The organism is Aromatoleum diolicum (assembly GCF_012910955.1).
GTDB classification, from domain to species: Bacteria; Pseudomonadota; Gammaproteobacteria; order Burkholderiales; family Rhodocyclaceae; genus Aromatoleum; species Aromatoleum diolicum.
Map to the genome: position 1 here is coordinate 1 of NZ_WTVQ01000050.1, position 14,823 is coordinate 14,823.

General features: G+C 66.5%; 13 protein-coding genes. 10 read left to right on the forward strand and 3 right to left on the reverse strand.

Annotated features, from left to right (window positions below; translation table 11 throughout):
* Positions 1 to 49: 49 nt before the first annotated feature.
* The 3 genes from GPA25_RS20330 to GPA25_RS20340 are packed head-to-tail and all read right to left on the reverse strand — an operon-like array spanning position 50 to position 4,360.
* Positions 50 to 2,182 carry an oxidoreductase gene (locus GPA25_RS20330; RefSeq protein WP_169262233.1) on the reverse strand — a complete coding sequence of 711 codons (2,133 nt, stop codon included), beginning with the start codon at positions 2,180 to 2,182 and terminating at the stop codon, positions 50 to 52.
* A gap of 35 nt (positions 2,183 to 2,217) precedes the next feature.
* The gene (locus tag GPA25_RS20335) at positions 2,218 to 3,063 is read right to left on the reverse strand and encodes an alpha/beta fold hydrolase (RefSeq protein WP_169262234.1); all 846 of its coding nucleotides are present in this window, start codon (positions 3,061 to 3,063) and stop codon (positions 2,218 to 2,220) included.
* A 13-nt stretch (positions 3,064 to 3,076) separates the two neighbouring features.
* Positions 3,077 to 4,360: a spinster family MFS transporter gene (locus tag GPA25_RS20340; protein ID WP_246265941.1), complete on the reverse strand. Its 1,284-nt coding sequence runs from the start codon at positions 4,358 to 4,360 to the stop codon at positions 3,077 to 3,079.
* A 343-nt stretch (positions 4,361 to 4,703) separates the two neighbouring features.
* On the opposite strand from GPA25_RS20340, the gene GPA25_RS20345 reads away from it, so the two are divergent.
* The 10 genes from GPA25_RS20345 (at position 4,704) to GPA25_RS20390 (ending at position 14,795) form a co-directional block, all read left to right on the forward strand.
* Positions 4,704 to 6,551, forward strand: coding sequence for a long-chain-acyl-CoA synthetase (locus GPA25_RS20345; protein WP_169262236.1), 1,848 nt, complete (start codon positions 4,704 to 4,706; stop codon positions 6,549 to 6,551).
* A 133-nt stretch (positions 6,552 to 6,684) separates the two neighbouring features.
* Positions 6,685 to 6,864: a hypothetical protein gene (locus tag GPA25_RS20350; RefSeq protein ID WP_169262237.1), complete on the forward strand. Its 180-nt coding sequence runs from the start codon at positions 6,685 to 6,687 to the stop codon at positions 6,862 to 6,864.
* 134 nt (positions 6,865 to 6,998) lie between these two features.
* Positions 6,999 to 8,210, forward strand: coding sequence for a thiolase family protein (locus GPA25_RS20355; RefSeq protein ID WP_169262238.1), 1,212 nt, complete (start codon positions 6,999 to 7,001; stop codon positions 8,208 to 8,210).
* A 5-nt stretch (positions 8,211 to 8,215) separates the two neighbouring features.
* A complete protein-coding gene (locus GPA25_RS20360) occupies positions 8,216 to 9,169 on the forward strand; it encodes a bifunctional OB-fold nucleic acid binding domain-containing protein/MaoC family dehydratase (RefSeq protein WP_169262239.1) in 954 nt (317 codons plus the stop codon).
* Positions 9,170 to 9,349: 180 nt separating this feature from the next.
* Positions 9,350 to 9,646, forward strand: coding sequence for a GIY-YIG nuclease family protein (locus GPA25_RS20365; RefSeq protein ID WP_169262240.1), 297 nt, complete (start codon positions 9,350 to 9,352; stop codon positions 9,644 to 9,646).
* A 495-nt stretch (positions 9,647 to 10,141) separates the two neighbouring features.
* Positions 10,142 to 11,032 (forward strand): VOC family protein, encoded by an 891-nt coding sequence (locus GPA25_RS20370; protein ID WP_169262241.1) that lies wholly within the window; start codon positions 10,142 to 10,144, stop codon positions 11,030 to 11,032.
* A gap of 13 nt (positions 11,033 to 11,045) precedes the next feature.
* Positions 11,046 to 11,924: a CoA transferase subunit A gene (locus GPA25_RS20375; RefSeq protein WP_169262242.1), complete on the forward strand. Its 879-nt coding sequence runs from the start codon at positions 11,046 to 11,048 to the stop codon at positions 11,922 to 11,924.
* 12 nt (positions 11,925 to 11,936) lie between these two features.
* Positions 11,937 to 12,737: a CoA-transferase subunit beta gene (locus GPA25_RS20380; RefSeq protein WP_169262243.1), complete on the forward strand. Its 801-nt coding sequence runs from the start codon at positions 11,937 to 11,939 to the stop codon at positions 12,735 to 12,737.
* Positions 12,738 to 12,759: 22 nt separating this feature from the next.
* On the forward strand, positions 12,760 to 13,695 hold the full coding sequence (locus GPA25_RS20385) for an enoyl-CoA hydratase (RefSeq protein WP_169262244.1): 936 nt from the start codon (positions 12,760 to 12,762) through the stop codon (positions 13,693 to 13,695).
* Positions 13,692 to 14,795 (forward strand): NAD(P)H-dependent flavin oxidoreductase, encoded by a 1,104-nt coding sequence (locus tag GPA25_RS20390; RefSeq protein WP_169262245.1) that lies wholly within the window; start codon positions 13,692 to 13,694, stop codon positions 14,793 to 14,795. Before GPA25_RS20385 ends, GPA25_RS20390 begins: the two co-directional genes overlap by 4 nt.
* Positions 14,796 to 14,823 lie beyond the last annotated feature (28 nt).

Consider the following 14,823-nt stretch of genomic DNA (forward strand, 5'->3'; position numbering starts at 1 on the left):
CTTCGGGGAGGCGCGGGCCGGCGTAGCGCCGGCGTCTCCCCGAAGCGGGTCAGATTTCGAGCGCGGCTCGCAGGCCCGACTTCAGTGCGCCTTCGATGTAACCGAGACTCGCGCCGTCGCCGACCGACAGCACGGGGACGCCGGCCGCTTCCAGCGATTTGGCGAGACGGTCGTCGGGGCGCGCGCCGACGGCGAGCACTACCGAATCCATGCCGACTTCGCAGGACTGGCCTTCCGCCGTGGTGTAGACGATGCGCTTGCGCTCGATCGCGCCGATGCGGGCGTTGGCGACGAGTTGTACGCCGTGTTCGCGCAGGTCGTGCAGCACGCGCCAGCGACGGACGATGGACAGCTCCGGGCCGAAGCTCGGGCCTGCTTCCAGAACGGTGACTTCGCGGCCGCGGTCGACGAGGAATTCGGCGAGTTCCAGCCCGACGAGGCCGCCGCCGACGACCGCGACCTTCTTGCCGAGCGGCATCCAGACGCGTGAGAGATTCTGGATCGCCTCGGTGCTGTCGGTGACGCCGACCAGGCTGCCGGCTTTCATCAGGGTGCGTTGCGTGAGCGAGAGCTTGCGTTTGGCGATCTCGTCGGCGCGGTCGCCGGTCATCAGGCGCCGAAGTTCGTCGCCGGACCAGACGTGGTCCTGTTCCGCGCCGGGGATGTCCGGCGCACTGCGTTCCGCGCCTGTGGCGACGATGACGACGTCGGCCTTCAGTTCGCGCAACAGATCAGGTGTGGCCACGGTGTTGTAGCGGATGTCGACCGGCAGGCCGCGCACCTGGCGGACGAGGTAGTCGAGGAGCTGGCCATTTTCGGCGTAGGCGAGGGCGGCGAAGAACAGCGTGCCGCCGAGGCGGTCGCTGCGTTCGAGCAGCGTGACGCGATGCCCGCGCAGCGCCGCGACGCGGGCGGCCTCCATGCCGGCCGGGCCGCCGCCGACCACGACGACGTGGCGGGGTTTGTCGGCGGGCACGATGGCGATCTCGGATTCATGACCGGTCAGCGGATTCACCGCGCATTTGACGCGTTCGTTGATGAAGATCTGGCTCACGCACGCGTAGCAGTAGATGCACGGACGGACGTCGCGAGGGTGGCCGGCGATGAGCTTGTTCGGGAGCTCGGGGTCGGCGAGCAGCTTGCGCGCCATTGCGACGAAGTCGCAGTGCCCGCCGGCGATCGCGTTGTCGGCGACCTCCGGTTCGAGGCGGCCGACGGCGATCACCGGGATGCCGATTGCCTGCTTGATCTCCGCTGCCCAGGCGAGGAAGGCCGCCTTCTTGTGCACCAGTGGCGCCTCGGTGAACACGGCGCCGGATGTGATGGTGGCGTAGGCGGAGACACTCACCGCATCGGCGCCGGCCGCTTCGGCCAGCTTTGCGGTGGCGATCGCATCCTCCAATGCGATGCCCCCGGGGGTGTGGAGTTCCTCGGCATCCAGGCGCAGCCAGACCGGGTAGTTGGCGCCGACGCGGGCGCGCACCGCGGCCAGCACTTCGAGCAGCAGGCGCGCGCGGTTCTCGAGCGGGCCGCCGTATTCGTCGTCGCGCTTGTTGTAGTAGGGCGAGAGGAATCCCGCGATGATGTAGGAATGGCCGGCGTGGATCTCGACGCCGTCGAAGCCGGCCGTCTTCGCCCGCAGCGCCGCCGCGGCGAACCATTCGACCATCTGTGCGATGTCGGCCTTGTCCATGACGCGGATCTTCACGCCGCCGGCGTCGCGCGCCTTCGACGAACTCACGAAGTTGGCGAGTTCGTCGCGCGTCAGCGCCGCGAACATGTCGGTCTTCAGCGGCGGCGGCATCGACGGCACCCACAGCTCGCGGCCTTCGGCGAGGTCGCGCACGGCCGTTTTGCCGGCATGCTGCAGCTGCATCGCGATTTTTGCGCCGTGCTTGTGCACGCGTTCGGCGAGCTTCGCCAGACCGGGGATGAAAGCGTCGTTCGACACGCCCACCTGATACGGCTCGGCCGTGCCCGCCGGATAGGCGATCGCGCACACGCCCATCGTCAGCATCCCGGCCCCCCCGGCCGCACGTGCCTCGTAGAAGGCCTGGATGCGCTCGCCGCAGTGGCCGTCGGCCTCCGCGAAGTTGGAGCCCATCGGCGCCATGACGATGCGGTTGCGCAGTTCGAGCTTGCCGATGCGTCCGGGACTGAGCAGGTTTTCGTAGCTTGCCATCTTGGATCCATCCCCGATTGGAAGAATAGTGCGAATCAGCCTGCGCGCAGGAAGTCGAGGCAGGTCCGGTTGAACAGTTGCGCGTGCTCGACCTGGACCCAGTGGCCGCATTGGTTGAGCATCACGAAGCGTGCCTGCGGGGCCCGCGCCAGGATCTTCATCGCGCCTTCGGCCGGGTTGAAGCGGTCGTCCGTGCCCCAGAAGCCGAGGATCGGGCAGTCGAGTTCGCCGAGGCGTTCGGTCATGTTCGGCACCCGCATGGTGGAGAACAGGTTGGCGGGCTGCAGCGCGGCGACCGCGGCGCGTTCGGCGAGCAGTTCGTCGTCGAGTTGCGTCGGGTCGAAGAGCTGCAACTGCATCACGTGGCGCATTTCCTCGATGCCCATCGGCCCCTTGGCGTAAGTCTCGACCATGCGCACGATTCCTTCCATGCGGAAATAGGTCTCGCGCTCCTCCACGCCACCCGGTGCCATCAGGATCAGGCGCTCGACGGTTTGCGGGTGGGCCAGCGCCTGCCCCAGCGCGATCGCGCCACCGAGGGAGTTGCCCAGCAGGGTGCAGCGCTCCACGCCGGCCTGGGAAAGGAAACCGTTCAGCGCCTCGACGAAGAATTCCAGCGTGTATTCGACGTCGGCCGGCTTGTCCGAGCGGCCGAAACCGGGGAGGTCCAGCACCAGGTTGCGGAATCCTGCCGCCGCGAAGGCCGGGTAATTGCCCTTGAAGTTGCTGTAACCGCTGGCGCCCGGCCCGCTGCCGTGTAGCCACACCACGGCGGGGCCTTCGCCGACGCCCAGATAATGCAGCCGCAGCCCTTCGCAAGGGCCGCTGCGCAGGGTGACGTACTTGCCCACGGGCAAGGGCAGGTCGGGTTTCGTTGTCATGGGTTCTCCGTATTCAGGCGGGGTTGGTGACCGCTTCGGGGGCGTGCGCTTCAGCAGCGCCTAGGCGGTTTCGATATCGGGGCAAGGCAATGGCGAGGCAGGCGACCGCCAGACCGAGGAGCGCCACCGACGCGGCCAGCGCGTAACGCAGGGCTTCGGTGCCGATGCGCGCGCTGAGCGCATCGCTCAGGGCGCCGACGATGAGGGGGCCGAATCCGACCCCCAGCAGGGTCATCGCCATCACGAAGATTGCAGTCGCCTGGGCGAGGCGATGGGCCGGGAAGAGATGGCTGATGGCGCCGAAGCACGGTACCGACCACCACGTGCCGAAGAAACCGAAGCCCAGATAGAACAGGAAGGCCTGCGGAACCGGCAGGTACCCAAGCTGGAAGGCAATGCCCGTCGGCCAGAGGAAATAGGCGATGCCGAACGGGATGCTCAGCGCGGTGGCGATCAATGGAACGCCGATCTGCCAGCCCGGATCCCGCCGCACCATGCGATCGGTGACCGCCCCGCACACCAGCGTGCCCACAGTCGAGACCAAGCCGCCCCCGACGCCGATCAGCAGGCCGGCGTGCTGCATCGTGAGGCCGTGCGAACGGATGAGAAAACTCGGATTCCACGTGCCCAGCGCATAGCCGGTGGTCGCTGCGATCCCGCCGGTGGCGACGATCCACGGGAAGGCCGGCGTTGCGAGCAGCGAACGCAGCGTCGTCCGCCAGTTCTCGTCCGCTCCGCGTGCTTGTCCCTTCACCGTCGTCGTCGAGGCAGGCGCGCGCACCGTCAGCGCGAAAACGAGGCCGAGCAGCACGCCGGGCGCGCCGATCGCAATGAACGCGGTCCGCCAGCCCCAGATTTCCGCGACCCATCCGCCCACGCCCAGTCCGATCACCGCGCCCAGGCTGGGCCCCATCAGGAACACCGACAGCGCGAGCGAGCGGCGCTGCGGCGGGTACAGCGCCGATACCATCGCCACCGAGGGTGCGGTGCCACCGGCTTCGCCGACCGCGACGCCGATGCGGCACAGCAGCAGGATCGCGAAGCTCGTCGCCAGCCCGCAGGTCATGGTCATGACGCTCCACGCGATGCAGGCGAGGGCAATGACAGGTTTGGGACCGATGCGGTCGGCGAGGCGGCCGAAGGGTAAACCGAAGGCCGTGTAGAAGAGGGCGAACGCCACACCCGAGAGCAGGCCGATGGCGGTGTCGGAGACACCGAATTCCAGCTTGATCGGCTCGATCAGGATGGAGATCACCAGCCTGTCGATGTAGTTGAAGACGTAGATGAGCGCGAGCATCAGGAGCGCGTAGTGCGTGTGCCACGTGGTCCTTGCGCTTGTCTCGGTGCGGCTGCTGCCGGATGCGTTGTCGCCAGACCTCACGGACCGTCCCCTGCCAGATATCGTCGGGCGCATCGTCCGCCGACGCCCATCCGCCGGCATCGTCCGTTCAGACCAGATCGGGGATCGGTTCCGGTGTCGCGCGGGATTAGTCTCAACGGACGATGTTGTGACTTTCCGCGGGGGGAATCATTGGCTCCGTCAATCGTGTCGGTGTCATCGGATGCCGACCCTTGTCCGATCTGCCGGATATTCGATCCGGCGGCGAGGACATGCGAACCCGATATACGGAGAAGGATGCATGGACAACGGCATCGCAGCCCTGAATGCAGGCACGGACGGCGTCGTGTCGCGCGAGGAGACCCAGGCGAAGCTTGACCGGCGCGCGCAAAGCAGCGCCCTCATCAAGCCGCGCGACCGGTACACGATTGCGGACCGGCTCGAAGAGCAGGCCCGGACCCACGGGAACCGCCGCTTTCTGGTGTACGGCGATGCCGGCTATTCGTATGCCGAGGTGGACGCCCGTGCCAATCAGGTTGCGCACGCCCTGCTGGCTCGCGGCCTGAAGGCGGGCGACGTGTGTGCGATGGCGATCGAGAACCGGCCCGAGTTCTTCTTTACGTGGTTCGGGATGACCAAGCTCGGCGTCGTTGCCGCCTTCATCAATACGCAGGTGAGCGGCCGTGCCCTGGTCCATGCGATCGAGACGAGCGGAGCGAAGGCGATCGTCGTCGGCGAGGAATGCCTGGCGAATTTCGCAGCAACCGGGGGGCTCCCGGATGTGCCGTGCTGGCTGCTGCCGGATGTCGAAAAACCCGCGTCGCCAGCGCTGCGCGACGCCGCCGACATGTCGCTGGCCGAGGATATCGCCCGTGCTCCGTGCACGGCGCCTGCACGAGCGCTGCGCGAGCATCTTGTCGCGGAGGCCCCCAGCCTCCTGATCTTTACGTCCGGGACCACCGGTCTGCCCAAGGCCGCGCGTTACAGCTACATGCGCTGGTTGTCCTCGGGCGACGTGATGGTGGAAACCGTAGGCGCCACGCCCGACGATGTCTTCTACTGCTTCCTGCCGCTGTACCACGGCGCGGCGGCGACCTCGGTCACCTCGACCGCGCTGAAAGCCGGGGCGGCGATCGTCTTGCGGCGCAAGTTCAGCGTGCGCGAATTCTGGAACGACGTGCGAGGACACGGCATCACCGTGTGCCAGTACATCGGCGAGATCTGCCGCTACCTCATCAATCTTCCCCCAAGCGCGAAGGACCGTGAGCACAGCCTGCGCTGCATGATGGGGGCGGGCCTGTCGCCGGAATCGTGGGTGCGCTGGATCGACCGCTTCGGGCCGGTCGACATCTTCGAAGGCTGGGGTTCGACCGAGGCCAACACGAACCTCATCAACGTCGATAACCGCATCGGCTCTTGCGGCCGGGTGCCGTACTGGGAGAAGACGAACTTCCGTCTGGTGCGCTACGACCTCGATGCCGGCGAGCATGTTCGCGACGAGAACGGTTTCTACCTGCTGTGCCAGCCGGGAGAGGTCGGCGAGGGCATCGGCATGATCATCAGCCATCCGGATATCGGCGGCGGGCGCTTTGAAGGCTATACGTCGGAGGAAGCGACGGAGAAGAAGATCCTGCGCAACGTGTTCCGCGAGAACGACGCTTACTGGAGTTCGGGCGATCTTCTTCGCTACGACGAGGACGGTTATTTCTACTTCGTCGATCGCATCGGCGACACCTTCCGCTGGAAGAGCGAGAACGTCTCGACGCTGGAAGTCGCCGATGCGCTTGGCGACTATCCCGGCGCGGAGTTGATCAACATCTACGGGGTGCAGGTTCCGGGGCACGAAGGTCGAGGGGGGATGGCCGCGATCGTCATGCAGGAGGGGTGCAGCTTCGAGCCGGAGCGCTTCTATGCCCTGGCGGAGGCACGCTTGCCACGATACGCCGCGCCGCTGTTCGTGCGCGTGTCCCTGGCCGCCGACCTGACCACGACGTTCAAGCTGCGCAAGGTGGATCTGCAGCGGCAGGGCTACGATCCGACAGCGTTTTCCGATCCGTTGTACGTGCGCGACGAACAGGCCCGTACCTACGCGCCGTACTCCGTCGAGGCGCTGACCAGGGCCGGGCTGCCCCCTTCCGCTGACATCTAGTCCGTTTGGACGATGCAGCGCTTTGACAGAGCGTACAGGCTGTGTCGCACACGGGGTGCCCCAATGCAGTGCTGCGGCGGAGGGTGCGACCGATGAATCAGAGGTCCGTCAGAGGCCCATTGGAGAGACAACGATGATCAAGCTCGTCTTGCTGGGCGCCCTGTGCGCCTTCCTCGGATCGCTCTGGCTCAAGGGCGGCACCAAAACACCATCCGTGGTTTCCTGCCTCGAACATCACGATTCCTGTCACGGAGAAATGCTCGCGGCCCATGCTTCTGTCGGACAGGTATTTGCGCCGCTCGCGATCCGCTGAGCAGTGCCCGGGCGCCTGTCGTGGCGCACGTCCGTCCCGCCTAGTCGATTTGAACGATTGCACCCTGCCGCCGGTATGGCATCTTGTGCTCACGCCGGCTTCGGCAATGCGATCAATTCGACCCCGGGGGGGATATGGGACTCAAAGGACACGCTGCCATCGTCGGTGCGGCGCAGTACAGGCCTGAGAAGTACGCGACCGCGCCGAGGATGTTTCATCTCGAGCAGGTCGCCGACCTCGCGGACCGCGCGCTGCAGGACGCCGGCCTGAAGGCTTCGGACCTGGACGGGCTGGTCATCAACGGGCCGCATTTCCACGAGGCTTCAGTCTTCGTGCCCGCGATGGCGGCGGAGTATCTCGGCCTGCGCCTCAACTTCGCCGAAGTCGTCGATCTCGGCGGCACCACTTCGGTCGGCATGGTCTGGCGCGCCGCGGCGGCGATCGAACTGGGCCTGTGTCAGGCCGTGTTGTGCGTGTTGCCCGCCCGCATGGCGCCCTTCGGCCCCGACGAGGATCCGGCGTGGATGGCGCGGGCGATGCGCTTCGGCGGCCATAGCACGGCCTTCGGCGCACCCGAGGCGGAGTTCGATCTTCCCTACGGCCACATGGGGCAGAACACCGGCTACGCGATGATCGCGCAGCGCTATGCCGCACGCTACGGCTACGACCCGGTCGCGATGGCCAAGATCGCCGTCGATCAGCGCACCAATGCGCTCACCAATCCGGACGCGATGTTCTTCGGCAAGCCTCTGACGGTCGAGGAGGTGCTCGGCAGCAAGATGGTCGCTGATCCGCTGCACGTGCTCGAGATCGTGATGCCGGTCGCAGGCGGTGCCGCGGTGATCGTGGCGTCGAAGGAGCTTGCCGCACGCGCACGCAACCGTGGCGCCTTCGTCACCGGCTTTGGCGAGCATCTCGCCTTCAAGTCGCCCACGTATGCGGCGGAAATGACCGAGACGCCGATCGGGCCGGCCTCGCGACGTGCCTTCGAGATGGCCGGCCTCAAGCCCGCCGACATGGATGCCGCGCAGATCTATGACTGCTACACGATCACGGCGCTGCTGACGCTCGAGGACGCAGGCTTCTGCGAGAAGGGCGAGGGCATGCGCTTCGTGCGCGAGCACGACCTGACCTGGCGCGGCGATTTCCCGATGAACACGCACGGAGGCCAGTTGAGCTTTGGACAATCCGGCTCCGCGGGGGGGATGTCCCAGGTGATCGAGGCCTTCACCCAGCTCGCCGGCCGCGCCGGTGACCGCCAACTCAAGCGCTGCGATCGCGTCTACGTCTCCGGCACCGGTGGCGTGATGAGCGAGCAGGGCGCACTCATCCTGCAGGGAGCGTGACCAGCATGTCGATGAACAAGCCGATGCCGGCCTACACGGAAATCTCCAGGCCCTTCTGGAGCGCGCTCAAGGAAGGGAAGATCGTCATCCCCCATTGCACGGCATGCGGGCACTGGATCTTTTATCCCCGTCGCCACTGCAACCGCTGCTTCTCGCACGCCGTCGAATGGCGTGAGGTTTCCGGGGCGGGGCAGGTGTACAGCTACACCATCGCCCGCATTCCGACCCTGCCCGATTTCGCCGACGAAATGCCGCAGAAGCTCGCGGTGGTAGAGCTCGACGAAGGCGTGCGGATCAACACGACGCTGGTCGGACTGGCGGAGGACGAGATCCGGGTGGGTATGCGCGTGAAGCCGGTCTTCGACACGGTGCGCAAGGACGGCACGACGCTGCTGCGCTTCACGGCCGCCGACAAGGACATGGCGACGCGCATCGACAGCTCGCCGGAAGCTGCCGTCGCCGCGTCCGAGGCCTGCACGACGCTGGCCCGCCCGCGGCGCCAGGTGCGCTTCGACGACGAAGCCGCGATGAAGGCCCTCGTCAGCGACGAATACAGCGAGTGGAGCAGCCAGGTGCTCGTCGACCAGGCCCTGATCGATGAATTCGTGAAACTTTCCGGCGACGACTACTGGATTCACACCGACCCTGATCGCGCCGCGAAGCAGAGTCCCTTCGGCGGCACCATCGCCCACGGGGCGCTAGTGCAGATCCTGCAATCGCGACTCAGGATGCCGCTCGGATTCGAGGTCGTCGGCTTCAACAACATGGTGAATTACGGCTCGGACCGGCTGCGCTTTCCCGCGCCGGTTCCCGCCGGCTCGCGCATCCATGCCCGTGCCCGGGTCAAGGCGGTCGAACGGCTCGCGAAAGGCATGCAGCTCACGCTCGAGGTCACGACCCACGTCGTCGGCAACGAGCGCCCGTCGGTCATCAACGAGCTGGTGATCCTGTACATGTAGTCGTCTCCTGTGGTCTCTTCTCCTCCTTGGCCGCTCTGCCCATCCGGGTGAGCGGCCCTTTTTTATCCCGACGTCCCGGCCTGCGGTGTATGCGAAGGAAATTCCGTCCCTGACGCAAACGCTCGCTGTCGCAGTGCGGATACAATCCGGACGTGACAAACCTAATGGCATATCGAGCGCGTGAAAGAAAAGCAGCCTGCCGTCTATATTCTTGCGAGCCGGGTTAAGGGCACGCTGTATATCGGCGTGACCTCGGATCTGGTCAAGCGCATCTGGGAACACAGGAACGATGTGATCGAGGGATTCACGCAACGGTATGGCGTTCATGTCCTGGTCCATTACGAGCAGCACGCCTCGATGGAAGCGGCAATTACGCGCGAAAAACAGCTCAAAAAATGGAACCGCGCCTGGAAGTTGCGATTGATCGAAGATCGGAACCCGGATTGGCGCGATTTGTGGCCCGAGATCATCGGCTAGCGGGCCGCTGCGCCCGCCCTCGAAATCCCGTCACTCCCGCGCAGGCGGGAGTCCAGCCTTTGCCGTGCGTGGCCCGAGAGCTGGATGCCCGCCTGCGCGGGCATGACGAGCGTGGGGAGCGGGCGGCGGTGCGCCCGCCCTCGCATTCCCGTCACTCTCGCGTAGGCGGGAGTCCAGCCTTTGCCGTGCGTGGCCCGAGAGCTGGATGCCCGCCTGCGCGGGCATGACGAGCGTGGGGAGCGGGCGGCGGTGCGCCCGCCCTCGCATTCCCGTCACTCTCGCGTAGGCGGGAGTCTAGCCTTTGCCGTGCGCGGCCCGAGGGCTGGATGCCCGCCTTCGCGGGCATGACGATGGCGGGGAACCGGCGACTGGGCATTGGCGTGCCGAGGAGCAACTTGTCGCCGATTAGTCTCAACGGACGATGAAGGGGGGGCGCTCCCTCGCGAAAATGGCTCACGTACCGGCAGATGCCGATAGCACAGGGGGCCAGAAAAGATGATCGACATTCGCGGGTTGGGCTACTTCGTCGCTCAGACCGACAATCTCGCCGAGTGGCAGGCGTATGCACAGGACGTGCTCGGCATGATGGTCGAGCCGGCCCCGGGGGGCGGCCTGTACGTGAAAATGGACGAACGCCCGTTCCGCATCCTGGTCGTCGAAGGCCCGGAGCGCCGCTACCTGGCTTCGGGCTGGGAGCTGGCGAACGAGCGTGCGTTCGATGCTGCGATCGGCGTGCTGGAACAGAAGCGCGCGAAGTGGGAGCCGGCCTCCGCAGGTCTGTGCGAGCAGCGCGGCATGCAGGCGATCGCGATCGTGACCGATCCGTCCGGCAACCGTCACGAGCTGGGCTGGGGTTACCGCTCCGATTGCCGGCCGTTCATCTCTCCCCAGGGGGTGCCGCGCTTCGTCACCGGCGACATGGGTCTCGGCCACACGGTCCTTCCCGCGCCGCATTTCGACGAGACGATCGCCTTTCACCGCGAGGTGCTCGGCTTCGAAGTTTCCGACATCTTCAACTTTCAGCCGGACCCGGCCGCCCCTGCGGTCCGCATCCACTTCCTGCACTGCGGCAATGCGCGTCATCACAGTCTCGCGCTGGCCGAGTACCCCGTGCCCAGCGGCTGCGTGCATGTGATGGTCGAGGTCGATTCGATGACCGAGGTCGGCCGTGCGCACGACCGGCGGATCGCGCACGACATCCCGCTGTCGGCGACGCTGGGGCAGCACCTCAACGACCGGATGATCTCCTTCTACATGAAGACCCCGTCCGGCTTCGACCTGGAGTACGGCTACGGCGGGCTGCAGGTCGACTGGTCGCGTCACTCGGCCTTCGAATTCACGCGCGTGAGCCTGTGGGGCCACGATTTTTCGGTCGGACAGCGATAAGGACGACACACACATGGACAAGCGAATGAATGCAGCGGATGTCGTCGGCGCGCTGCGCGACGGCATGACGATCGGGTTTGGCGGATGGGGGCCACGGCGCAAGCCGATGGCGATCGTGCGCGAGATCCTGCGCTCGCCGGTGAAGAACCTGACGGTGGTCGCCTACGGCGGCCCCGAGGTCGGCATGCTGTGCGCGGCGGGCAAGGTGAAGAAGCTCATCTTCGGCTTCGCCACGCTCGACGCCATCCCGCTCGAACCGTACTACCGCAAGGCGCGCGAGGCGGGCGAACTGAAGGAACTGATGGAACTCGACGAGGGCATGTTCCAGTGGGGGCTGCGCGCGGCCGGGATGCGCCTGCCCTTCCTGCCGACGCGCAGCGGCATCGCGACCGACGTGGTGCGGCTCAATCCTGAACTGCGCACGATCCGCTCGCCGTACGACGACGGTGAGGTGCTGATCGCGATGCCGGCGCTGAAACTGGACGTGGCCTTGCTGCACGTGAATGTCGCCGATCGCCTCGGCAACACCCTGGTGACCGGGCCGGACCCGTATTTCGACCACCTGTTCGCGCGCGCGGCCGAGAAATGCTACGTGTCTGCGGAGCGGGTCGAGGAGCGGCTGGAGCTCGACGCCGCGAGTGCTCGCTACAACACCTTCGAACGCTACCTGGTCAGCGGGGTGGTGCACGCGCCGTTCGGTGCCCATCCGACCTCGTGCCCGTCCGACTACGGCTGGGACATGACCCACTTCAAGCGCTACTCCAGCTCCGCGGCGGAGGAGGGCGGCTGGCAGGCCTACGTCGACGAATTCGTCGCGCCGGGCGAAGCCGCCTATCAGGAACGCAACGGCGGCACGGCCCGCCTCGCCACCTTGCCGCTGCCGGTGTTCTGAGGAGATCCCGCGATGACCACCAATATCGATTTCACCCTTGCAGAACTGATGATCGTCGCCGCCTCCGAAGCGTGGCGCGGCGACGGCGAGTTGCTGGCGTCCGGGCTGGGCGTGATCCCGCGTCTCGGCGCGAGCCTCGCCAAGCTCACCCACAGTCCCGGCCTGTTGATGACAGACAGCGAGGCCTTCCTCGTCGAGGAACCGATCCCGCTCGGCCCGCGTGGCGACTACAAACCGAAATACGCCGGCTACATGCCCTTCGAACGCGTGTTCGAGTGCGTCTGGGGCGGCCGTCGCCACGCGATGATCGGGCCGACGCAGGTCGACCGTTGGGGGCAGACCAACCTGTCGTGCGTGGGCGAGTACGCCAAGCCCAGGTCGGCGATGCTGGGTGTGCGCGGCCTGCCGGGCAACAGCATCAACCACATCAATTCGCTTTTCGTGCCGTCGCACAGCCGCCGCGTGTTCGTCGAGGGCGAAGTCGACATGGTGTCGGGCGTCGGCTTCAAGCCTGAGCGCTGGAACGAAGGCGAGTGCAGCGACCTGATGGAGATCCGTATCGTCGTCACCGACCTGTGCGTGATGGACTTCGACGGTCCGTCGCGCGCGGCGCGCGTGCGCTCGCTGCACCCCGGTGTGAGCTTTGCGGAAGTGCAGGAGAAGACCGGCTTCCCGCTGATCGCCGCGCTGGACATGGGCGAGACCGCGCTTCCCACCGCCGACCAACTGGCGGTGATCCGGAAGCTCGATCCGCATGATCTGCGGGCGACGGCGATCAAGGGCAATCCTCCGGGCATCCGTGCCGCCGCGTGATCGAGGAAACCAGGGACAAGCCATGACCACCCCGTCGAACGATTCCGCTTTCGTCGAACGCGCCGACAGTTCGCGCTACGAGACCGACACGCCGGTGCAGTACGCGGTGCAGGACGGCATCGCCAGCGTGACGATTTGCCGGCCGGACTTCAACAACGCGCAGAACTCGCAGATGACCTATGCGCTGGATGCGGCCTTCCGCCGTGCGGTCGATGACGATGCGGTGAAGGTGATCGTGCTGCGCGGTGCGGGCAAGCACTTTTCGGCGGGCCACGATATCGGCACGCCGGGCCGCGACATCAACAAGCCCTTCGATCGCGTGCAGTTGTGGTGGGACCACACCAACAAGCCCGGTGGCGAATTCCTCTATGCGCGCGAGCAGGAGGTGTACCTCGGCATGTGCCGGCGTTGGCGCGAACTGCCCAAGCCGACGATCGCAATGGTGCAGGGCGCGTGCATCGCCGGCGGGCTGATGCTCGCGTGGGTGTGCGACCTGATCGTCGCGAGCGATGACGCGTTCTTCCAGGACCCGGTCGTGCGCATGGGAATCCCCGGCGTCGAGTACTTCGCGCATCCCTACGAACTCCATCCGCGCATCGCCAAGGAGTTCCTCTTCGTCGGCGACCGCATGGGCGCGGACCGAGCCTACCAGATGGGCATGGTGAACCGCGTGGTGCCGCGCGACGAGCTGGAGGCCGCCACCTACGCACTGGCGGCGCGCATCGCTGCGCAGCCGCGCATGGGGCTGGCGCTGACGAAGCAGGCGATCAACCACGTCGAGGACCTGCAGGGCAAGCGTACGGCGATGGACGCGGTGTTCGCGTGGCATCACTTCGCCCATGCGCATAACGAACTGCTCTCGGGCGACAAGCTCGGCGGCTACGACGCCCGGGCAATGGCGCAGGCCAACAAGCAGGTGGCAGGAACGGGTACGGAAAAAATCGGAGAAGAGGCATGAACCGGGATTACTCCATGCTGCTCAAGACTCCGCTGACGCAGGTCCTCGGTTGCCGCTATCCCATCGTGCAGACGGCGATGGGCTGGGTTGCCGACGCGAATCTCGTGATCGCGACGACGAAGGCGGGCGGCTTCGGCTTCCTTGCCGGGGCCACGATCGAGCCGCAACAGCTCGAACCGGAAATCCGCCGCGTCATCGAGGCGACCGGCGGCAGCAATTTCGGCCTGAACTTCCACATGTTCCAGGAGAACGCCGCCCAGTGCGTCGATCTGGCGATCCAGTATCGCCTGCGCGCGGTGAGCTACGGGCGCGGACCGGACAAGAAGACGATTGCGCGCTTCAAGCAGGCGGGCGTGCTGTGCATCCCGACGGTCGGCGCGCTCAAGCATGCGGTGAAGGCCGTCGAGCTCGGCGCCGACCTGATCACGATACAGGGCGGGGAAGGCGGTGGGCACACCGGCGGCGTGCCCACGACCATCCTCCTGCCGCAGGTGCTCGATGCGGTTAAGGTGCCGGTGATCGCCGCCGGGGGCTATTCGACCGGGCGCGGGCTTGCGGCCGCGCTCGCGGCGGGTGCGTCCGGCATCGCGATGGGCACGCGCTTCCTGATGACAACGGACGCACCGACGCCTCGCCCGACGCAGCAGCGCTACGTCGACGTCAGCGACCCGCAGCAGATCCGTGTGACGACGGCCGTCGACGGCATGCGTCACCGCATGATCGACAACCCCTTCATCCGCCGGCTCGAGTCGGCCGGCCCGGTTGGCCGGCTCGCGATCGCGCTCAGGAGCGCTTGGGCCTGGAAAGCGCAGACCGGCATGAGCTTCGGCCACATGTTCGGCGTGCTGCGCCAGGCACTGCGCGAAGACCCGGGTTCGGTGTCGCAGACCGTGATGTCCGCGAACCAGCCGGTGCTGCTGCAACGCTCGATGGTGCAGGGCCTTCCCGACGAGGGAATCCTGCCGAGCGGCCAGGTGGCGGCGGCGATCGGCTCGTTGCAGAGCTGCGAGGAGGTGATCCATTCGATCGCCGCCGAAGCCGAGGAATGCCTGGCACGTCTGTATGCGCCACTCGAGGCCCGGGCCCGCGTGGTGGCCTGAGGCGCGAGCCCCCAACGAGAACGATGAG